Genomic DNA, 21110 nt, shown 5'->3' on the forward strand with positions numbered 1-21110 from the left:
GTGGATGAGGACGGGTGGCTGTCGCGGTCCGGCGAGAGCTGCCCGGAGATCGACTGGGCCGCCTTGGCTCGCGCTCGGATCTCGAAGTCCGCCGAGGATCCCGAGGCCTAGCACGGCAGACTGCGAGGGCGCGGTCGCCCGAGATCGAACCGGGTCTCACGCCCCCCGAGCGCCACGCCCGCAGCCCGATGGCGATCGAGTGCTCCGATCTACCGGGCGGTGGCCGTTCACAGGGACGAACAGACCACCGCCCCAGGTCACGGCCTGGAGGAGATCACGTTGCGAGCTGCTTGCGCAGCTTGTTCATCGTGGCGACCTGTCGCAGTTGGCCATCGCGAATCTCTCTTTCGAGCTTGGCGGCCGTTCCACCTGCGGTTCCTGCAAGAGCGATCTTGGTCATCATGATCGCGGCCATGTGGTGGCTACGGAACACGTCGAGCCAGTAGCGGTCGAATGCCTCACCGGACATTGACTTCAGCTTCGCCATCTGCTGCTGGTTGAACTGCTCGAGAGGAGCTTCGGGGGGTTCAATCGAGCGGCCGCCAGTCTTGGCGACAGATTGGAGCTGAGCGATCTGGCGTTGCTGATCGGCCTTGGACTGCTGCGCGACCTTCTTCACCCCGGAGGTGGTGGCCTTCCGTCGCGCGAGGTCGGCCAATTCGATGCCGGTGCGATGGTGAGGAACCATCATCGCGGCCCACCGAGCGTCGGTGGCGGATACCTTTCTGTCTTGTTCGCCTTGGGTCCGCTCATCGCGCTCGGTACTCCGAGTCGCGCCGCCTCCGGTGGATTCCGTAACAGGGCTCTGGACGGCAGCAGGACGGGGTTGGGTGCCCTGCTCCTCTGCGAGTGCCGTCCCGCTGATGCCCAAGAAGCCGACGGCTGCAACCAATGTGATTCCAGCCAACCTAGTTCCTGTCGTCATGAAGTCGTTCCTCCTCGACTGTTCCTCATCAGAGGTCGGCCCGGATCACCCGGGCGTGGGAGGCGCGTACCCCGTCCGCGACCTACTACGCAGGTCCGTAGATCGCTCTTCTTCGGCGGACTGCGTCTACTCGGCCTTCGAGCTGATGAGCACGTTGCTGCCGGCAGGGCGGCGTGTCCTTCAGGGCACGCTCCTTGCTTTGAGCGGGGTGTGCGTGCCGGCTCGGGTGCGACCCGTGGTGAAGGACTTCGCTGCGCTCGTCCTCAGCTTCCGAGGAGCAACAGCTCGCCGAGGAGGAAGACATTGAGGCCGATGATCAGGACCGCGACCATGACCGCGGCGGCGGTGGTCAGCCGGTGGTTGACCAGAGGGCCCATGATGTCGCGACGTCGGGTGAAGATGACCAGCGGCACCAGGGCGAAGGGGATGCCGAAGGACAGCACGACTTGGGACCAGACCAGCGCCTCGGTCGGTTCTACCCCCAGGCCGAGGACGACCAGCGCCGGCGCCAGGGTCAGTCCCCGGCGGACCAGCAGCGGGATGCGGCGGTGGATGAAGCCCTGCATTACGACCTGGCCCGCGTAGGTGCCCACACCGGACGAGGCGAACCCGGAGGCCAGCAGGGCGATCGCGAAGCCCAGAGCGGCCCACGGGCCGACCGCCACCCCGAGACCCATGAACACGCCGTCGAGTGTGTCGGTGTTCGGAAGGGCCGATCCAGCGAACACGGCCGCGGCGATCAGCAACATCGAGGCGTTCACCACGCCTGCCGTGCCCATGCCGACCAGGACGTCGAGGCGGGTGGCCCGCGCGATGAACGCCTGCTCCTGCGGCCCGGCCGGACGCAGCCGGCGCTGGGTCAACGCTGAGTGTAAGTAGATCACGTGCGGCATCACGGTCGCCCCGAGGATCCCGGTCGCCAGCAGCAGGCTGTCAGCGCCCTCGAACCCGGGCACCAGCCCGGCCACGGCGTCTCCAGGAGAGAGGTCAACCTGCCAGAGCGTGGCGAGCAGCCCAACCAGGACCACCAGAAACAGTCCGATCACTGCCCGCTCGAACGGGCGATGGCCGCGGCTCTGCAGCGCAAGCAGCCCGAAGGCCACGATTCCGGTGATCAGCCCACCGGTGAAAAGCGGTATGCCGAACAGCAACTGCAGAGCGATCGCCCCACCCAACACCTCAGCCAAATCCGTGGCGACCGCGACGATCTCCGCCTGTACCCACATCCCCCAGCTCACCGGGCGGGGGAAATGCACGCGGCACTGCTCTGCCAGGTTGCGGCCAGTGGCCAGGCCGAGCTTCGCCGACAAAGTCTGGATCAGCATCGCGAGCAGGTTCGCCGCGACGATGACCCACAACAGCAGGTAGCCGAACCGCGAGCCCGCGGCGAAGTTCGTGGCGAAGTTCCCGGGGTCGATATAGGCGATCGCGGCCACGAACGCGGGGCCTGCCACCCGCATACCGGCTCGAAGCCGATTGAGCTGGTGCAGTCGTGGCTCTTCGGCAAACGCGCTGGCGGGTCGAGGTTCCGCCTGAGCTAGATGCCCGTGAGACGAGTTGTGCGCAGCTGGTGCCTCCGTCGAGCCGGCCCCGAGCCGGAGTCCCTCTGGCTGGTCTGCCTGCTCGGTGGAGCTATAGCGCCTCGAGCGGGCTGGATCCACGTCAACGACAGTAGAGGACTCTAACAGCCTCTGGTAGCCACTGCTCCAACTTGAGATGACCTGCCCCGGCGGCGGCGAAGAACCCGCGCTGCGCACGTCGGAGCCGACGAGCCGCCCGTGGCCCTCGGGGCAGACCCCCGTGCGAGCCCGAGGATCAACGCTCCGCGACGGAGGGAACGGAAGGAACGGCATGGTCGTGGTCGACCAGCGCACCGAACAACAGCCCGACGACCGTCCACAGCACCAGGTGGATGCCGAGGGTGGCGACCCGGAAGTCGTAGAGGACGGAGGGCGGGAAGTTCTCCGGCGTCTCCGCTACGGAGGGCAGCAGGGCTCCGCCCACGCCCACGACCACGACGTAGACGAGCGCCGCCAGCGGTACCCCGTTCCACGCGCCGATTCGCCTCGCCAGCCCGCGCCCGAGAACCACCGCGCCGACGGCGACGGCCGCGGAGAGCGCGAGCATCAGAACGAACCCGGTGGTACGTGCCCCGATGGTCGCATCCACGCTTGATGCTGGCGGGTTCGATGGGTACTTGAGGAACGGTACGAGGACAATCACGACGTATCCCGCGCCGGCCAGAACGCCAGCCGTCGCCCGTGGATTCGTGCGGCCGAGACGGCCGTGCACGGCGGCGTAGACCAGCGCGAAGATGCCCCCGAGCACCACGCCGTAGACCAGCAGAGCGACACCGAGCCCTAGCGTGCTCTGGACACCGCGGGTGACAAGTTCCGCACCGCCATCCTCTCCGACGGTCCCGGCGAGGCCGTTCTCGTACGCGATACCACCCTCGAGCGGACCTTCACCGATCAGGTAGGCGAAGACCGAGGCCGCAAGGGCCGCTACGGCGCCGGTGAGCATGCCGCGGACGAGCAGCGGACCCATCACTGTGGTCACGCTCCTAGTGGCAGGGGAAGCCGAGCAGATGCCGGCCGTCATGCATGAGTTCGTGCAGCATCTGCCCCGGGAACACGGAGGTCGCCCCCTGGTCCACGCCGACGAGATACAGCAGCGCCAGCAGAGCCACACCCGCGAGTACCGCCCATGGCACGAGCTCGCGCAGCGGAACGGCCTGCACGGCCACGACGGGGCGGCCCGGAAGAGAAGCGCCTTGGGACATCGCAAGCTCCTGTACAGTTGAGTAACCGCTCAACTGTAGGGTGTGTCACCCGGGGCCGGCAGTCAAGAGCATCGGTTGGTGGGCCCTTGTTCATCAGCAGGAGCCGCGGGGCGGGGCGGGGCGCGGTGTGTCCGAGGCCCGGCGCAGTGCGCACGTTCTGGTATGCCGCGCCGGTTCGCCAGCTCCGGATCCTGCACTTCGGCCAGGTACTCGGTCCTCTCGATCTCCCATGACACGTCGAGAGCGACTGAAAGCAGCATGTCGACCGACCCCGAGCATGTCGGAGGTGTGGACAGGCGATCAGTCGTCGTGGGGGCGTGATCATCGGTCGTCGTAGTGACGTTGACACCAGACGCCCACGGTCAGACAGTTGAAGATCGGCGAAGGCGTTTAGCTCGACGATCAGCCAGGTCATCGGCGCCGGTGATTTTTCGGCTGCCGCGGAAACCGGTGTGTCCCCGAGTGCGGCGGACGCAGCGGCCGGCTGCTGCTCCGGGTCCAGACCCACCGGTGGGCTGCAATGGCCATCCCGGAGGGCCGTTCTGCGTCCTCTCGGAGCGCCCGATGCTGGCCCGCCCGAGGGCGCAGTCTGCCTGCAGCGAGAGCAAAAGCCCCGCTTCCATCGCATACATCGCGGTCCGTTTAGGTCAGGCCCGCGTACGAGTGCAGGCCCGCCACCACCATGTTGATGAAGAACAGGTTGAAGATGATCGCGGACAGGCCGAGGATGTTGATCCACGCCGCGCCGACGTGCCGCCAGCCCGCTGTGGCCCGGGCGTGCAGGTAGGCCGCGTAGATCACCCAGGCCACGAACGCGACCGTCTCCTTCGGGTCCCAGCCCCAGAACCGGCCCCAGGCCGCCTCGGCCCAGATCGCCCCGGCGATCACCGCGAACGTATACATCGGGAACGCGACGACGGTCACCCGGTACGCGAGCCGGTCCAGCACGTCGGCCTCGGGAAGCTTCGCCGTGAACCCGGCCGGCTTCCCGGACCGCCTCATCAGGTACAGGATGCTCGCCACGCCCGGCACGAAGAACAGCCCCGAGGCCAGCGTGACCGTGGTGACGTGCACGGCCAGCCAGTACGACCGCAGCGCCGGGACGACGGGCGCGGCCTGCGCGTAGAGCACCGTGCCGGCCAGGAACATCAGGATCAGCACCGGGGCCAGCACGAACACCCCGAGCTTGCGCAGCCCGCGGGTGCGCTTCGCGGTCCGCTGCAGCACGACCAGCCACGCCACCATCGCCGCGAGGCAGACCGCGGAGGTGAACTCGTACATGTTGCCGAGCGGCCAGCGCGTGGTCGCGAGCCCGCGCAGCACGATCGACCCGAGGTGCAGCAGGACGGCGAGGATGGTGAGCGAGACGCCCATCCGGCCGAAGCGGTCCGCCCGGGACCGGGCGGGCTTCGGCGCCTTCGCCGGGGGCGGCGGGACGTCCGCGTTCTCCTCGCTGATCGCCCCGAGGTCGGCGCTGCCCGTGCCGCGGGCGCCCACGGCGGCGGGCTCGTGCGCCGCCTCGGCCTCGGCGACCGCCGTACGCACCCGCGCCCGGCTCGAGACGTACTCGACGGCGTGGAACACCATCGCGAGCACGTAGACCGTGAGCGCTCCCTTGAACAGCAGGTCGCTGTACTCGGAGAGCATCGGATCGACCGGCATCAGTCTCCACCGTTCCTCGTCGTCGCCGGCGCCGCCGCGGCCGCAGCCGTCGGCTCCAGCAGGTCCGCCCGCAGGCGGTCGAACTCCTCGCCGTACCCCGCCCGGTCCGTCCGGGCCAGTCCGCCCAGCTCGACCCGGCTGCGCGCCCGGCCGTCGGGGCCGTCGTCGGCCGGCACCACCCGCACCCAGAACCGCCGCCGCTTGACCGACAGCGACAGCCCCAGCCCGAGCAGGACCAGGATCGCGAACACCAGCACCGTGACCTGGCCCGGGTCGTGGCTGACCTGCAGCGCCACCCACTGGGTGACGCCGTCGAACCGGACCCTGGTGCCGTCGTCGAGCGTGATCTCCTGGCCCGGAACCATGTTCTCCCGCGCGACCCGGACCAGCTCGCCGGAGTCCACCTTCGCCTGGTCGACCGAGAAGATCGACTGGCCGCGGCCGTCGTCGAGACCGAGGTCGCCGCGCATGACGTCGACCGCCGCCTCGGGGGCGAGCAGGTCCGGGAAGGTCGAGGTGACGACCTGGCCGCCCGAGCTCGTCGGCGCGAACAGGCCGGTGATCGCGATCGAGCTCTTCTGCCGGGTGGCGTCGTCGGCGATCCCCGGCCGCTCGAACTTGGTCGCCCCCTGCGACAACAACGTCTGCAATTGCACGGGCTGCCACTGGATCTCGCCGGTGCGCTGCTGCCCGTCCGGCCAGGTCACCGTGAACCGCGGCGCGTAGCCGTGACCAAGCAGATAGAGCCGCTCACCCGCCAGGCGCAACGGATCGTTGACCTGCAGCCGGTAACTCCGCCAGGCACCGCTGCCGGAGCGGACGTCGTCGCCGGTCTGGTAGCCGAGCTGCGCGGTGTACTGCTCGGGCTGGCCGTTGGGCAGGTACTCGGCGGTGAACGAGTCGACCTTGATGCAGAACGGGTCGAGCTCGGTGCCGTCGACGCGCAGGCCGGCGCGGAAGGAGTCGTAGCCGAGGATCGAGGTGTTGCAGAACTGGCCGCCGTTCGCCAGCACGATGACCTGGCCCTCGTACCCGAACAGCTTGCCGACGGCGATCCCGACGAGCAGCCCGACCAGGCTGACGTGGAAGACGAGGTTGCCGGTCTCGCGCAGGAAGCCGCGCTCGGCCGAGACGCTCCGGGCGCCGCTCTCGTCCCGCTCGGTCCGCCGCCAGCCCTTCAGCACGGTGCGGACCCGCCCGAGGACCTCGTCGGGCGTGCCGTCGACGACGCCCTCGGCGTGGTGCGGCATGCGGGCGAGGTTCCGCGGGGTGGCGACGGGTTTCTGCCGCATCGCGCGCAGGTACTCCAGCGACCGCGGGGTGAGGCAGCCGACAAGCGAGATTATCAGCAGCAGGTAGATCGCGGCGAACCAGGGCGTCGCGAAGATCTCGAAGGCGCCGACCTTGTCGAGCAGCGGGGCCAGCCGCGGGTAGTCGGCGAAGTACTGGTCGACGAGCTGCTGGTTGAGCGACCGCTGCGGCAGCAGCGCGCCCGGCAGCGAGGCCAGGGCCAGCAGGAACAGCAGCACCAGGGCGGTGCGCATGCTGGTGAGGCCGCGCCAGGCGTTGCGCAGCAGGGCGAGGACGGCGCGCCCGCCGCCGGGCCGGCGGGGTGGCTGCGGCGGGGCCTCGGGCGGGGCGGGGGGCGCGGTGGGCGGGCTGCTCATCGGCGGTCACTCACGTCGGCGGCTTCCAGGGCGGCGGGAGTGCCGGGCCGAGGACTCGTGCCAGCGACCTGTCCTCTGGGATGCGTGATCAACATCGTAGTCAGGCCGTCAGGCCACGCTCAGCGCGCTCTTGAGAGCCCTTGACCACCTGGACCTGATCACCGATCTGGAGATCGTTGAACCAGGCTTCCGCGTCGGCGGGCTCAAGCCGGATGCAGCCCGCCGAGGACCGTGCGGGGTCGCCGCTGTGGAAGGCAATCCCTCCGTCTTCGAAGAAGACCGCCCAGGGCATGGGGGCGGGATCCCCGTTCGGAAGGCGGAACTCCTGGCTCTTGTGGTCCTTGTCCTTGCGGTAGACCCGCAGGGAATGACCAATGGGTGTCTCCTGCCCGTTCCCGCCCGACGCAATCCGGACGGGGCCCCGCGTCACTTGGCCTTCTCGGATGAGCCAGGCCTGCTGGGTTTCGAGGTCCACGCAGGATCGTGCCGTGATCGAGCATGGTGTGCCAGGTGTCAGTGGTTGAGCGTGCGCTGCGTCGGCCGCGGACGTCCCGGCGGCGGCCTGGCCCGCCAGGCCGACACTCGAGAGGACCATCAGCGCCAGACCTGTGATCAACAGTGTTTTCCGCTTGCGGAGCATCGCTCTCCCGCGTGCTGTGAGCTCCCGACTGTCGGGGACAGTCGGCGAGCGGTTTCGTGCGAGCTGGTTGTTCGCGGCGGTTCACCGGCTAGCACCTACTATCGAGGTACGTAGACTGTAGAGGAGCACGCGGGCGAAGTGTCAGCAAGGTCGGAGAAGAGCCCGGGTGTTTCACCGGCCCGCAGGTGGGGAGGCGTGCGTACCACACGTCCTCCCCCGCTCATCGCTGCGCGGCAACGGCGGCATTGAGGTGCTGGATCGCAGATCCTGGCCGAGCAGGAAGACCGGCAGGCAGGCCTGCAGTCTCGGCGGTGGCACCCGGAACGCCGCGTGATTCGCGACATCATCCGCACCGAAGGGCCGTCTGCAGGGAGCGGTCGAGGCTCAGCGTCGACACAGGGACCGTTCCGTACGTTGCCACCCGTGGTCGGAAGGTCTGCGGTTAGCCGTGCTGCTCTGGCGATCTCGGCAGCCACGTATCAAGGCCTCGGGCTGCTGCTGCTGAGCGCGGCGGTCGTCCTCGCAGTCACCGCACTCCTGTCGTACCACTGCCCGTCCGCAGAAGCGGCGGCGTCGCCCGCGGCAGCTGCGACCACCGCGAGCAGCGCGACGTCGAGCACTTCGGTGTCATCTGCAGCACTCGCTTCCTCGCCGGCGACGCGGAACTCTGCGGCTCCGCTTGAGGGCACGAGCCACTCCGGCGGCCAAGCGTTGGGTTCCTGCCAGTTGAGCTCGCCGTCCGCGCTGCCGACGGGAAACCAGCCCAGCCTTGAGCTCGCTCTTGGACCGACGAGCCAAGCACGGGCGCTGACCCCGGCTTGCGACCTGCCCGCCGTCGCGCCTCGTCCCACTCATCTCGCCGCGGAGGAGCAGATCTACCGGTTTTGCGTTATGCGGAATTGAGGACACAGGGAAGACTCGCGATTTCGTCTGATTCTTTATAGAGAGCGGACTATCGGCTTGACGTCCTTGGCGGCCGCACGCTTTGAGTCACTCGTGTCCGCGGTTTTCATTAGTCATCTCAGGTCTAGGAGTACGTGATGGACAAGAATCAAACTCGGCAGCCCTTCGTCGATGCCCGCGGAAAGGAGCATCCAACGCTGTCTGCTGGGTTGCGGGCCGAGCTCAAGGAGCTCTTCATCTTCTTCCGCTGGCTAGCCAGGCGACGGTTACAGCGCTGACCCGCTGACGACACCACTAGCGCAGGCAGTCGGGCTGCGTGCCACCGGGACTCGCGGGAAAGTGCCAGCTAGGAATAGTCTCGACCAGGAGTCCCACAATGGATGCGTTGACGATGCGCGAGGCGGTTCGACGCGCCGGCCTCCACGAGCGCCCTCCCTAGGAGCGGGTCGTGTGGCAGCGCGCACCAGAGGCGCCGCGAAGCCAGCCAGCACCTCCCCTCCGTCAGGTGCACTAGGTGCCAGGCTCTACTATCTACGTACAGAGATAGTAGAGCCTGGTATGGGGAGCGCGATCTACAGGAAGGGAGACGGAGGTGGTCCTACTTGACCTGGACCTCGGCGCCGACCTGGAGATCGTCGAAGAAGGCGCGGGCGTCTGCGGTCTCGAGTTTGACGCATCCAGCCGAGGGCGTGGTCTGCCCTCCCTGATGGAAGGCGATCCCGCCTGGGGCGAAGAAGACCGAGTACGGCATCGGGGTGCCGTACTCGCGGCTGGTGTATTCGCGAGCCTTCCATTCGACCTTGAAGGTCCCCGGGGGGGTCGGGTCGGCGGAGTCGCCGTCGACGAAGCGAACCGGTCCCCGGCTGATCTTCCCGTCGCGGATCAGCCACGCATTGTGCGAGGCGAGATCCACACAGGCGCGGGCCGTGCTGGAACACGGCGTGCCGGGTACCAGCCCTTGACGGTCGGCTCCCGATGTTGGCGTGTAGGGAACCGCCGCCGCCGGTACGTCGGCGGTGGCTACACCGGTAATGATTCCCAGCACGAGGGTGGCGACGGCCAGGGGGGCCGCCACCGCCGCCACCCGAAGGCCTGTGACCCGTCCCCGCCTGGGCGGGACGTCGAAGCGGTGACGACGTTCGATCATGGTCGGTCTCCCGTTGACCTGGAACGATTGTATGCACGGGCTGTAACGAGACACGGTCACGAAAGTGACGCAACCGGTTGCTGCGTGTTCCCGTCCCGATCGCAGCGGGTGTGGCCCAGCCCTTGCCATGATGGAAGCAGCGCGCGATGAAGAGGCAGCTCAACGCCATGGCACCCCGCCCTTGGCGAGGGCGCGACGCTTTTCGCTCTCGGAGGGTGCCGACGCCCAGCGCCTCCTTCGGGGCGAGGAGGCCCCCGTGCTGCTCACTGACGGTGTCCTGCACCGGTCTCGCGAGGAGGACCTCGGCCAGGACCTGCGCAAGCACGTCGGAGGCATCGGAGCCGCCGGGTGCCGTCCCGCTCGCCACCTCACAGCGGCTGCAGAAGGTGGTCGCGCTCAAGATCAACCCGAAGGATGACCGCGCCTACGGGGCCTCGCCCCCGGGTGTGAGCCGTCCGCCCTCCTGCTGTTCACCGCCGACTGTCTGCAGCCGCCGCTCAGCCCGAACCCCCGCAACAGGAGCTCCCTGATGTCTCGACCAGAACGCGGACAACCAACCGCGTCAGAAGCGCCACACGCTGCGACGCCCTACGCACGCTTCGACACCGATGATCCGCGAACCCCGCGACCCGCAGGTCGGTCTTACCGTGGCGCCGCGGTCTTCCTGGCTGTGGGAGCTGCGCTGTTGCTGGCCGGGGCGGTCGGCGTAGGGATTGTCCTGTCCACTGCCGGAAGGCCCCCGTCACACGACGCGGCTCCGCCGACTCTCACGGACTCCGGGCCCGAGCGGCGGACCGCAGACCAGATCATCAGCGTGTTCGAGAACGGCGTCCCCGACATTCAGTACGGCTATATCGAGGACCTCCAGGACGGCCGCGGCTACACGGCCGGCCGGGCCGGGTTCTGCTCCGCGTGCGGCGACATGGCCGAGGTCGTGCGCCGCTATACCGAAGCTGCACCGATCAACCCGTTGGCCTCCTTCCTGCCCACCCTGATGCAGCTGGCCTCTGAAGGTTCGGACAGCCGTGCCAGCCTGGAAGGCCTGCCGCAGGCATGGGTGCAAGCTTCGGCCGATCCGCAGTTCCGGGCGGCGCAAGACGCCGTCGTCGACACGAACTACTATCGCCCGGCCCTCGACCTCGCCCAACAGCTCGGTCTGGAGAGTCCCCTCGCGCGCCTCGCGCTCTACGACACCGCCGTCCAGCACGGCGTCAACGTGGGGCCGGACAGTCTCGCCGCGATCGCCGACCGCGCTACCCAGGAAGCGGGCGGCCTCCCCACCGCCGGTACCCAGGAAACCCTCTGGCTGGAAGCCTTCCTCAACCGCCGGCGAGCCACCCTTGAGCAACCCAGCAATCCGGACACGCAGGAGGCCTGGGCGGCCTCCGTGGGCCGGGTCGACGCTCTGCACGCGCTGCTCGACGAGAGCAACCTCAACCTCGACCTGCCCCTGAAGGTCAACCCGTTCGGCACGCCGGTGGAGATCCGGTGAGCACGCAGCCCGCCACAGCCACAGGCAGCCGTCGGTCCGGGTTCACCGCGCTCCTTTCGGCGCGCCGCCGACCCGTGGGGCGGGCGAGGCCGCGAAGCCCGCTGGCTGCTCCGCCGGCGCGGTCCCTGGCGTCCTCGTCGAGCCCTGGAAGCGGAGATCATCGTCGCGGCGTGGGTCGGATCGTGACCGTTTTGCTGGCGGCCAGCCTTACTCTGACGGCCTGCTCATTCGCCAAGCCCAATGGCTCTGCGCCCAGCACGATCAAGGAGTTCACCTTCACCGCCCCAGGTGGGCAGACACGTATCCTCTACGACCCGCCCGGTGATCGTGGTTACGTGAGGGAAATGTCGGGCGAGAACCTGACCCAGCCCGGACAGACGATCAGCCTGTCCCAGTTCACCGGACAGGTCGTCGTCTTGAACGTGTGGGGCTCCTGGTGCGGCCCCTGTCGGGAGGAGATGCCCGGACTTCAGCAAGTCCACGAGCAGACGCAGTCATCCGGCGTCACTCTGCTGGGCATCGACGTCCGCGACGATCGACAGGCAGCCCGAGACTTCCTCCTCGACCGCGGCGTGACATACCCGTCGTTGTACGACAATCCCGGGCGGTCCCTCGTCGCTCTGAACGGGTTCCCGCGCAACACGGTGCCCTCGACGATCGTGCTCGACCGTGACCACCGAGTAGCGGCGGTGTTCCTGACCGCCGTACGGGTCGCAGAACTGCTTCCCGTTGTCCAACGGGTGGCCGCTGAGCCGCGCAGCTCCGGTGACATGCCCGCGACCACGCAGCAGGGACGGACGGGAACATGAGCGAGCTGACCCAACTCGCCATCTCCGGGCCCCTGCTTCTCGCCATCGGGCTGGCTCTCGCAGCCGGCGCGATCTCCTTCGCCTCTCCCTGCTGCCTCCCCCTGGTACCGGGCTACATCGGGTACCTCGCGGGTCTGGCCGGGGTACAGACACCGCCAGAGGATCGGCCCCACGCCGGCACCGATTCCGCAGCTGCCACCGCAAGCAACGGCAGCGGCAGCGCGAACGCGCTCCGCCTGCGCGCCCCGGGGCGCTGGCGTCTGGCCGGGGCCGCAGCGCTGTTCGTCGCCGGATTCACCGTCGTGTTCACCACCGGCGCACTTCTCGTCGTCGGCGTGTCGGACTGGTTGATCACCAACGAGCTGCTGCTGCAGCGCATCGGCGGCGGGCTGACCATCCTGATGGGTCTGGTGTTCCTGGGCTGGATCCCCGCTCTGCAACGCGACGTGCGTATTCACCGCCTGCCACGTCGCGGATGGGCCGGTGCGCCGATCCTGGGCGCTGTCTACGGCCTGGGCTGGACCCCCTGTCTCGGCCCGACCCTGACTGGCGTCATCGCCCTCGCCGCAGGCACCGAGCTCGGGTCGTCAACCGTGCGCGGGCTGCTACTGATTCTGGCCTACTGCGCCGGACTCGGCGTCCCGTTCGTCCTGATCGCCCTCGGGACCGGCTGGGCGGTGCGCACGACCGGTTGGCTGCGCCGACATATCCGCGCCCTGCAGCTCGTCGGAGGAGCCATGCTCCTCGTGCTCGGCACGCTGCTGGTCACCGGTGTGTGGGGCGCCTTCATCGCGTGGCTTCGCAGCCCGATCGCCGGCTACACCCTGCCCCTCTGAGACTGCCCTCCGAAGCGGCCACATGCGCTGCAGGCACCCCGGGGCGCCTCGGGTCGCCTGCCACCCCAGGCCCATTCAAAAAGGTGCGGACTCAAGCGCACTCGAGCAGCGCCCCCCCAGTCGCGATGCCGTTCAACGATGCGCCACCGATGACGCAGCAACCACAGACGCCCACGCCAGTCAGGAGCCAACGATGAACCGCCAGGAGCGCCGTCGAGCTCAGCGGGCCGCGCGCCGCAAGCCCGCCCAGAAGGCTCACGGAGCGAGCAACCAAGCCGGCGGCGGCCGACAAAAACCACAGCGACAGGACGGGAGCCCGAGCTCGACCGCCGCGCCGACGAACGCCGACGCCGTACCCGATCGAGGACCGGCTGTGGCGACACCGGTCGTATCGACACCAGCTGCGCCGACACCACCGCCGCCACAGCGCGGTACCCAGCAGCCGGCACCGGTGCCGGCGCAGCGCTCCGTCGACACGATCGACGGCGCAAACTCCACGACCACGGCCCGCAGCTTCGGCGCGATCAGGCTGACTGCCTCCTCGCTGTCAGCTACCCGGGTCACGTGCTCGGCACTCAACGACGCCGAGCCGCAGGCGCTAGGGATCACCTACACCTTCACCGCCGCCGATCCCGCCAGCACCGACGCTCCCTACCCCCTCTCGGTGACCTTCACCGGGCGGCGGCGGGGGGCGGGTCGGGAGCCTGGCACAGCGGACACGTTCGAAGCCACCGAAACCATCGGTGACGTCCTGCCCGGCAGTGGACGGGTTTCGCTCACCACACGGATCGAGAACATTCCGGCAGGAGACTGGGAGATCACCGCCCGGCCACGAACAAGCGCCGCCACCAACAGTACCCCGAGCCATCCCTCGCCGGCTGCCGCCGCCACGGTCGGACAGACCGGTTTCCTGCCCGTGGTGAGAGTCCGCGCACCGGGCGTGCGACCAGGCGCATGGCCCGCCCTGGTGGCCATCGGCGCCGCGGTTGCCCTCACCGTCCAGAATCTGTTCGCCGTTCGCCTGGGCCTGCCGGCACTACCCGTCCTGGCGCTGTCGCTCATCGCCTGTCTGCTCGGACTGGTGGGCGCGCGCGTCTACTACATGATCGAGCATCCTGCCCGCGCGCGCGGTTGGATGAGCATGACCAGCGGGATGTGCATCCAAGGGTTCGTCCTGACGGCCGTCGCCGTGCTACTCGTCGGCTCGGTGCTGGTCGGGCTGCCGGTCACGACCCTGCTCGATGCGACGACCCCCGCGCTCCTGTTCGGCATGGGAATCGGCAGGCTGGGCTGCTTCTTCGGCGGATGCTGTGCCGGGCGTCCCACCGCGTCGCGATGGGGTCTGTGGTCGTCGGACCGTAAGCTCGGCCGCCGAAGGGTGCCCACCCAACTCTACGAGTCCGCAGCGGCCCTGCTGCTCGCCACGGCGGTCTCGCTCGTCCTCGCTGCCATACACCGATCGATCGGTGGGGCGCTGTTCGTCGGTGGGTTGGCGGCCTACCTCACCGCTCGTCAGCTCCTCTTCCCGCTGCGCGACCTGCCTCGCCACACTGCGCACGGCCGCAGTGTCGTCCTCGTCGTCTCCGTCCTCGTCGTTATCGGTGCCGTGCTCGTGGGCGTCCTCGGCGGAGCGGGCGGGTGAGCGGCCTGAGCCCTCCCCCACCCCGCTGGCCACCCACTGGGCCACTCCGTCGCCCACTCCCGCCGGCTGGCTACTCCCGCCCAGACTGCCGGCCTCGTCCGACCCGTTCCGGGGTCCGACCGAGCGCCCATGCCACAGCCCGCGACGCAGCGACGGCTGCGTCCACCGCACACCCATGAGGAGACCACAGATGAGACGGTCCGATGACCCGAGCGTGTCCGTCGTGATCCCCACCCGCAACGAGGCCCGCAACCTGCAGGCCGTTCTGCCCACAATTGCCTCGATTCGTCCCGCGGTGCACGAGGTGATCGTGGTCGACGGCAACTCGGTCGACGGCACGGTGGAGACCGCGCGGCAGGTGCTGCCGTGGGTGCGGATCGTCGAGCAGACACGCAAGGGCAAGGGGAACGCGTTGGCGTGCGGGTTCGCCGCCGCCACCGGCGACATCATCGTGATGTTCGACGCCGACGGCTCGGCCGATCCGGCCGAGATCCCGGCGTTCGTGGCGGCGCTGAAGGCGGGGGCTGACTTCGCGAAGGGCAGCCGTTTCGCGCGCGGCGGCGGCAGCGCCGACATCACCCTGCTGCGGCGGACGGGCAACGCGGGGCTCAACGGCGTGGCCAACGCGCTGTTCGGCACCCGGCACTCGGACCTCTGCTACGGCTACAACGCCTTCTGGATCGACCTGCTGCCGCAGCTGCAGCTTCCGCCGATCGAGACCCCGGCCACAGATAACGGGCTGCTGCTGTGGGGCGACGGCTTCGAGATCGAGACCGTGCTGGCCTGTCGGGTCGCGGCAGCGGGGCTGCGGGTCACCGAGGTGCCCTCCTACGAGCGGCAGCGCTACTTCGGCGTCACCAACCTGCGGACCTTCGCCGACGGCCTGCGCGTCCTGCGCACGCTGGCCGCGGAGCGACGGCGCGCTACCCGGCAGCGATCGGTGCATGCGGGCCCCGGGACGGCGGGACCAACGAGCAGCTCGCTCGACACACGCGCGGACAGGCCGACCACGACTGGGTCGATGAGGTGAACGAGGCGTGCCGACAGTCGTCTGCGGGTTCGCCATTGCCGGCGCCCGAGGGTGAGCCGCGGCCCCGCGGTCGATCGGCTGCACAGCTGGTCCCGGTGCTGCGGCGTCAGACCAAGCGAAGGGTGTGGCGTGAGCAGCGCCCGGGACGCCGTCCTCGCCGGTCCTCTGCAGCAGGTCGGCTCACCTGGCCGTCGTCTCCACTCGCCGCGGCGCTGTTCGCCGCGGCCGGCGGCGCCATGTGGGCCCTGGGTGCTCCGCCCCGCGGCTGGTGGCCGATGTTGCCTCTCGGTGCTGCGGCGTTGACTGCCGCCCTTCGGTCCCGCGGCTTCCGCGCTCGCCTGGCGCTGGGCGCCCTCACCGGCGCGATCTTCTACACCGCCACGCTGACTTGGCTGAGCGACTTCACTCCGGTCGGGTACGCCGCTGTGGCACTGCTCGAGTCGATGATGTTGGCCCTGGCGGTGGCCCTGGTACCCGCTGCCAACAGCGGCCGATGGGCCGGAGGCTGGTGGACGACGCCGCTCGCCCTCGTGGTGGTCGAAGCCGTTCAGGCGCGGTTCCCCTTCGGAGGATTTCCGCTGCCGTCGCTGTCCCTGAGCCAGCCTGGTGGCCCCTTTGCTCCGGTCGCCGCGTTCGGCGGTTCGCTGCTTGTCACCGGAGTCGCCGCCGCGGCCGGGGTGGCGCTGGTGGCCGCCTGCTCGGTACGGCGTGCCCGAAGGCACACCATTCTGTCCGCAGCCGCCGCTGTCGCCGTTGTCGCTGGTCTGCTTGGCCTCGCCCGGATAGCCCAAACCGATCCGGCCGGAACCCTCGATATCGCGGCGGTGCAAGGCGGAGGGCCCCGAGGGCTGCGTGCAGTGTTCACCGATCCCCACGACACGACCGACCGTCAGTTCGCCGTAGCCGAAGGCATCGAGCGATCTCCGGATCTGGTCCTCCTGCCGGAGAACGTGATCACCGTCGAGGGCCCGATCAGCGGCACGGCCGAAGATCAACGAACAGCCGACCTGGCGCGTCAGCTCGCCGCGCCAGTGCTGGCGGGCGTGGTCGAGCGCTACGACGACGGCTTCCGCAACCTCGCGGTCCTGTGGGACCGAGCGGGCGACATCAGCGGCCGGTACGAGAAGGAGCACCGCGTGCCCTTCGGCGAGTACATCCCCGCCCGCGGCATACTCGCCCAGCTCACCGAGCTGACCCAGCTGGTCCCCAAGGACGCGATACCGGGATCGGGCCTGGCCCGCATCGACTCATCGGCCGCACCGCTGGGAATCGCCATCTCCTACGAGGTGCTCTTCGCCGATCGAGTGCGAGAGGGCGCCGCCGGCGGCGGGCAGATCGTCCTGGTTCCCACGAACGCCGCCTCCTACGTCACGGACGAGGTGCCCGCCATCGAGCTGGCCGCGGCCCGCATGCGGGCGATCGAGTTCGGCCGGACCGTCGTTCAGGCCGCGCCGACCGGCTACTCGGCAGTCGTCGAGCCGGACGGTGGGGTGCGGGTCCGCAGCCAGCTCGGCGCGCCGGCGCTCCTTCGCGAACAGGTGTCGCTGCGCACCGGACAGACGATCTACGCCCGCGCCGCGGATACCCCCGTACTCGTTCTCAGCGGGCTACTCCTGCTGTCCGCTCCAGCCTGGCGGCTCGTGCGGACACGGCGTACCCGAGCCCTGGCCGATGCATCTGGACCCGGCATCTGATCTCCTCGATCAGACGACCTCTGCAGCTGTCGCCTCTCGCATGCCCGTCGTGTTCTCGGTGTCCTTGGTGGGCGCCACATCACGGATGCTGTCGAGGCGGGGGCTTTGAGCCCCCCAGCTGGAGGCGACCGCGAGGGCAGCCGCCAGCAGGCCGCTGAGCACGACCACCCCGGACCACAGCTCGACCGGCCAACCCAGATCCCCTACGGCCGCCGCTGCACCAAGCTGGGCCGGCCACAACAGCACCGGAGCAGCAGCCGCGGACAACACCAGCCGGGTCATCGCTGAGGCGTTCAGCCGGTCAAGCCCGACGACGACCATGTCCACCAAGCCTGCCGCGACGGTCACCGCGGCTGCCGAGACAAGTCCATAGGCCGTGGGCGCGACCGCTGCCGAAAGCCACGCGACCACCGCAACCACCAGTAACGTCGAGCCAGGTGGACGTCGGTCGAGGCGCTGCGCCAGCAGCAGCGGCACCACGACAAGCACGGTGGTGATCAGATAGGCGCTGAGCCCCGCACCGGCCGGAAGCTCGGCCTGCTCGTGGCCGGGCATCCCTTCGGGGATGGTGGTCAAGGCCTCGGCTGCGACAGGCCGGGAGAACACCGAGGTGTAGAGCAGGAAGAACGCCGCCAGGGCAGTAGCGAGCGCCAACGACAGGATTGGCGGGAGGTGCTCGATCAGCAACCTGAGCCGGGCGGCGCCCACCGAACTCGGCCACGGCCGTGCCCAGCCCGCCCGCAGCGGCGTGGTCAGGAGCAGCATGCCCCCGAACAACAGCACCAGGTGAGTCGGGCTCACCAACGCATCAAGGCCTGCCTCTACTCCGAACAGCCCGTGCCAGCCCATGTCGGCCAATCCACCGAAACCGAACACCCCGACGCCCACCGCTCCCAAGCCGTAGCCGGCAGGCAGCGACCGGAACCAGACTCGCCCATCTCGATGGCGGCAGGCCAGCACGCCGAGCCACCCGGCGCCCGCGGCGAACCCGCTGTAGAGCAGTCCGTGCCACGGCGTGAAGAACGACTCCAGGCCGGGCACGTTGAAGTGCGCCCACCCGTCGGCGAATAGGCCAACGATCATCCAGGCACCGAACGCGGCGGTCACGAGGTCCTCGCCCGCCGAGCTCCGGCGCCGCTTCTCCCCGCGGACATCCGTACCCATAGGGGGTATCCGTACACCAGTTGCGGGGGGGACGTCAACACGAGATCCCGGGACCTGTGGCTGTTGGGGGTATGCGGTCCTGGTCGGGCCTGTCGCAACGCCGCCTGCCTGCGTTCGGTGGCCTCCGCGAAGCTGACTGGCGAACCGGTCTACTATCCAACTCCGTAGAAATGTCGACGGAGTGGTGTCGAGGTGAAACCCAACAGTGAAGAGCGGCCGCCATGGCGCGGCTCGATCCCGCGCGAAGTCTGGTGGACAGCTGTGGTAATCGCCCTCGCAGCGGTCGGCATCGCAGCCCTCTGGCCGAAGGACACGCAACCTCGCGCCACACCCTCCGAGCCCTCACGGATCCAGACGGCGCCCGGCGAGGTCTATCGACTGGGCGATTCCGAGCTCGGCGAGCCAACGAGATTGCCGTCCGATGACCAGTTGGCCGGCCCCCGAGCCGCCGCTCGACTCAAGGACTGCCCTAAGCCGTCCGAGACCGACGCCTCGCCGAGTCCCCTCGCGGGTCTCACGGTCCCCTGCCTCGGCAGCCCCGGAACAACAGACCTCGGGGCCGCTCTGGCGGGTCGCCCGGCCTTGCTCAACGTCTGGGCTTCGTGGTGTCCGCCGTGTCGCGAGGAGATCCCCGCGTTGCAGGCGTACTCGATCCAACCCGGCGCGTTGCCGGTGATCGGAATCAACGTCAAGGATGACCCGTCCGCTGCGCTGAGTTTGATGGCCGAACTGGGCGCGAACTACCCCTCGGTCGTTGACCAGGAGAACCGGCTCTGGAGCACCTTGCAGGTACCCTCTGCGATACCGGTCAGCTACGTTCTGCAGGCCGACGGGACGTTCGATCGCGTCGAGCCCCTGATCCCCTTCCGCGACGCGGATCAGATTCGCGTCACTGTCCAGCGCCACCTGAAAGCGTCGTGAGGCCGGTTCGGCTCATATCGAAGGGCGTCCCGGCGCAGACGGTGACGGCCGTCCCTGCTCACGACCGTCCTTCGCGACGCATCACGCGTCGCGGGTGGAAGAGGAGCACGCCGCGCGGAACAGATCTCGAACTCTAACTTGCGCGCCCCGATCGGTCGCGCGCGGTCGTGGCGCAGCGTGGCCGACGGCATTGCCTCCTGTGCTGCTACCGCTTCAGTGCTGCTACCGCTTCATCAGCCACCCTGACCGCTGCTCGCCGCATGCCGTCGAAGTGCTTCCAGTACCCAATCGTCGGGAGGGGTGCCGCGCAGCCCGCCTGGGGCGGAGTAGAGGCGGCAACTCAGACCGTACTCGCGCCGGTGCTCGGCGGTGGGGTCCACGTCGCGGCCGTTGACGCGGATGCTCGGCGATCCCAGAAACCGCTCGCGCTGAGCCTGGTCGGGGTCGGCGATCAGCCGCACCCGCAGCGGCTCGCTGCTTCCCGCCTCCGCTACGAGCCGCAGCAGTCGCGGTAGGTACTCCGCGGCGTGGGGGCATGCCTTGGTGTGCAGCATCTCGATGGTCATCGAGGTCTCCGATCAGCGCAATCGACGGCTCCTGGCGCGCGCCGCCCACCTGCAGCGTGACGGGCGCCGGGGAGCCGTCCCAAGTGGCTCCGAGGTGTCCGTCAAAGGCGACTTCACCACTTGGCCGACAAGACAGGACGATCTCGATCCGGCCTTGAGTCGCGCTGGGGCGGATGCCAGTGTCGGGCGTCCGCCCCAGCGGCCTCCCGGGGAGGGGTTCCCGGAGGTCGAGCGATCCTCGGGGATTACGCGCTCTGCGGGGCAAAGAGATGCAGGCATCGGCAGGGCCAACCTTGAGCGGGCCAAACCGGGCCCGCACTACTTCACGATCGAGGGGAGGCCGCCGGCGCACCGGCAGGGGGCCGGGCTATTCGGCTACGCACCAGCAAGCCCTCGGACGCACTGAGCAGCCGCGCCCAGAACAGCTGGAAGAAGCCAAGTTCCACGGACGGTAGAGCCATCTCACTCCTCCGGAGTCGCTCATCTTGCAGGATGAGCTTGGCGTCGAACTCGCCACCGGCGGCAAGCTCCAGCGCTGACTAGCCCTACTGCAGCCGCCGCGGCGTTCCCACGTTCGCTCCCAAGAGGTGCGCAGGAGCACCTCTACTATTAAGGTACGTAGATAGTAGCCGCAGGTCCATCCTGGCGTGACACCGGGGTCACTGAGAGCGCCTACACCGGCACTGCGTGTAGCTGCGGGATTCGGGTCATCGACAGCCACAGCCCGCCGGTTCGACATGTGCCGCTCGCGGTGGTCCGGCGCCCAGCAGCCGGAGAGGATCCCGCTCGAAAGGGAGGGTCAGTCTCCGGTCGGATGCTCAAGGGCCTTCTTGAGGCGATCCTGCTGGTCCAGCGTGAGACCTCCGGCGAACTGCAGGAGGACCGAGTCTGCGTCACCGCCGCGCATCATCGCATCGCGCATCAGCTGCGCTGCGTACTCGGCCCGACTCATCACCGCGTGATAGCGGTGCGCCCGACCTTCGGAGGTTCTCCTCAGGTAACCCTTATCGACCAGGTTTCCCATGGTGGACAGGATCGTCGTGTAGGCCAGATCGCGCTGCGTGCGAAGTCGATCCACCATCTCCCGGACCGTGCCCGAGCCGCCGACGGACCACAGCTCGTTCATGACCACGCCCTCGAGAACCCCGAGCTGTCGCACCAGTCCCCCGGTTCACTATGGCCGACGAGTCGGCAGGTCATGGCTTACCCCATCAGAATAGCGACAGCGCA

The 21110-nt window shown here is 68.9% G+C and carries 18 protein-coding genes; 7 read left to right on the forward strand and 11 right to left on the reverse strand.

Features of this window, described 5'->3' with window-relative positions:
- Positions 1 to 274: 274 nt before the first annotated feature.
- The 8 genes from ACL02T_RS10420 to ACL02T_RS10455 form a co-directional block, all read right to left on the reverse strand.
- The gene (locus ACL02T_RS10420) at positions 275 to 925 is read right to left on the reverse strand and encodes a DUF305 domain-containing protein (RefSeq protein ID WP_412830433.1); all 651 of its coding nucleotides are present in this window, start codon (positions 923 to 925) and stop codon (positions 275 to 277) included.
- Between the two features lie 263 nt (positions 926 to 1188).
- Entirely contained in the window at positions 1189 to 2415 is a 1227-nt protein-coding gene (locus ACL02T_RS10425; protein ID WP_412830555.1) for an Nramp family divalent metal transporter, read from the reverse strand.
- Positions 2416 to 2740: 325 nt separating this feature from the next.
- Positions 2741 to 3472: a CbtA family protein gene (locus ACL02T_RS10430; RefSeq protein ID WP_412830556.1), complete on the reverse strand. Its 732-nt coding sequence runs from the start codon at positions 3470 to 3472 to the stop codon at positions 2741 to 2743.
- Between the two features lie 16 nt (positions 3473 to 3488).
- The gene (locus tag ACL02T_RS10435) at positions 3489 to 3707 is read right to left on the reverse strand and encodes a CbtB domain-containing protein (protein ID WP_412830434.1); all 219 of its coding nucleotides are present in this window, start codon (positions 3705 to 3707) and stop codon (positions 3489 to 3491) included.
- A gap of 642 nt (positions 3708 to 4349) precedes the next feature.
- Positions 4350 to 5369 (reverse strand): c-type cytochrome biogenesis protein CcsB, encoded by a 1020-nt coding sequence (ccsB, locus tag ACL02T_RS10440; RefSeq protein ID WP_412830435.1) that lies wholly within the window; start codon positions 5367 to 5369, stop codon positions 4350 to 4352.
- Positions 5369 to 7036, reverse strand: a complete 1668-nt coding sequence (gene resB, locus ACL02T_RS10445; protein WP_412830436.1) for a cytochrome c biogenesis protein ResB — start codon at positions 7034 to 7036, stop codon at positions 5369 to 5371. The genes ccsB and resB overlap by 1 nt, the downstream gene beginning before the upstream one ends.
- Positions 7037 to 7136: 100 nt before the next feature.
- Positions 7137 to 7676, reverse strand: coding sequence for a L,D-transpeptidase (locus ACL02T_RS10450; RefSeq protein ID WP_412830437.1), 540 nt, complete (start codon positions 7674 to 7676; stop codon positions 7137 to 7139).
- Between the two features lie 1501 nt (positions 7677 to 9177).
- The gene (locus ACL02T_RS10455) at positions 9178 to 9726 is read right to left on the reverse strand and encodes a L,D-transpeptidase (RefSeq protein WP_412830438.1); all 549 of its coding nucleotides are present in this window, start codon (positions 9724 to 9726) and stop codon (positions 9178 to 9180) included.
- Positions 9727 to 10540: 814 nt separating this feature from the next.
- Here ACL02T_RS10455 and ACL02T_RS10460 point away from each other — a divergent pair.
- The 6 genes from ACL02T_RS10460 (at position 10541) to lnt (ending at position 17229) form a co-directional block, all read left to right on the forward strand.
- A complete protein-coding gene (locus ACL02T_RS10460; protein WP_412830439.1) occupies positions 10541 to 11218 on the forward strand; it encodes a chitosanase in 678 nt (225 codons plus the stop codon).
- A 179-nt stretch (positions 11219 to 11397) separates the two neighbouring features.
- Positions 11398 to 12027, forward strand: a complete 630-nt coding sequence (locus ACL02T_RS10465; protein ID WP_412830557.1) for a TlpA family protein disulfide reductase — start codon at positions 11398 to 11400, stop codon at positions 12025 to 12027.
- Positions 12024 to 12863 carry a cytochrome c biogenesis CcdA family protein gene (locus ACL02T_RS10470; protein WP_412830440.1) on the forward strand — a complete coding sequence of 280 codons (840 nt, stop codon included), beginning with the start codon at positions 12024 to 12026 and terminating at the stop codon, positions 12861 to 12863. The genes ACL02T_RS10465 and ACL02T_RS10470 overlap by 4 nt, the downstream gene beginning before the upstream one ends.
- A 373-nt stretch (positions 12864 to 13236) precedes the next feature.
- Positions 13237 to 14505, forward strand: a complete 1269-nt coding sequence (locus ACL02T_RS10475) for a prolipoprotein diacylglyceryl transferase (protein WP_412830441.1) — start codon at positions 13237 to 13239, stop codon at positions 14503 to 14505.
- A 190-nt stretch (positions 14506 to 14695) separates the two neighbouring features.
- On the forward strand, positions 14696 to 15535 hold the full coding sequence (locus tag ACL02T_RS10480; RefSeq protein WP_412830442.1) for a glycosyltransferase family 2 protein: 840 nt from the start codon (positions 14696 to 14698) through the stop codon (positions 15533 to 15535).
- A gap of 236 nt (positions 15536 to 15771) precedes the next feature.
- A complete protein-coding gene (gene lnt / locus ACL02T_RS10485; protein ID WP_412830443.1) occupies positions 15772 to 17229 on the forward strand; it encodes an apolipoprotein N-acyltransferase in 1458 nt (485 codons plus the stop codon).
- Positions 17230 to 17238: 9 nt separating this feature from the next.
- Here lnt and ACL02T_RS10490 read toward each other — a convergent pair whose 3' ends face one another.
- Positions 17239 to 18336, reverse strand: a complete 1098-nt coding sequence (locus ACL02T_RS10490) for a hypothetical protein (protein WP_412830444.1) — start codon at positions 18334 to 18336, stop codon at positions 17239 to 17241.
- A 249-nt stretch (positions 18337 to 18585) separates the two neighbouring features.
- On the opposite strand from ACL02T_RS10490, the gene ACL02T_RS10495 reads away from it, so the two are divergent.
- Positions 18586 to 19314: a TlpA family protein disulfide reductase gene (locus ACL02T_RS10495; RefSeq protein WP_412830445.1), complete on the forward strand. Its 729-nt coding sequence runs from the start codon at positions 18586 to 18588 to the stop codon at positions 19312 to 19314.
- A gap of 233 nt (positions 19315 to 19547) precedes the next feature.
- On the opposite strand, the gene ACL02T_RS10500 is transcribed toward ACL02T_RS10495, so the two are convergent.
- Both ACL02T_RS10500 and ACL02T_RS10505 read right to left on the reverse strand, forming a co-directional pair.
- Positions 19548 to 19880, reverse strand: a complete 333-nt coding sequence (locus tag ACL02T_RS10500; RefSeq protein WP_412830446.1) for a DF family (seleno)protein — start codon at positions 19878 to 19880, stop codon at positions 19548 to 19550.
- A gap of 799 nt (positions 19881 to 20679) precedes the next feature.
- A complete protein-coding gene (locus tag ACL02T_RS10505) occupies positions 20680 to 21039 on the reverse strand; it encodes a BlaI/MecI/CopY family transcriptional regulator (protein WP_412830447.1) in 360 nt (119 codons plus the stop codon).
- Between the last annotated feature and the right edge of the window lie 71 nt (positions 21040 to 21110).

Source organism: Pseudonocardia oceanicola (assembly GCF_047200735.1).
Lineage (GTDB): Bacteria > Actinomycetota > Actinomycetes > Mycobacteriales > Pseudonocardiaceae > Pseudonocardia.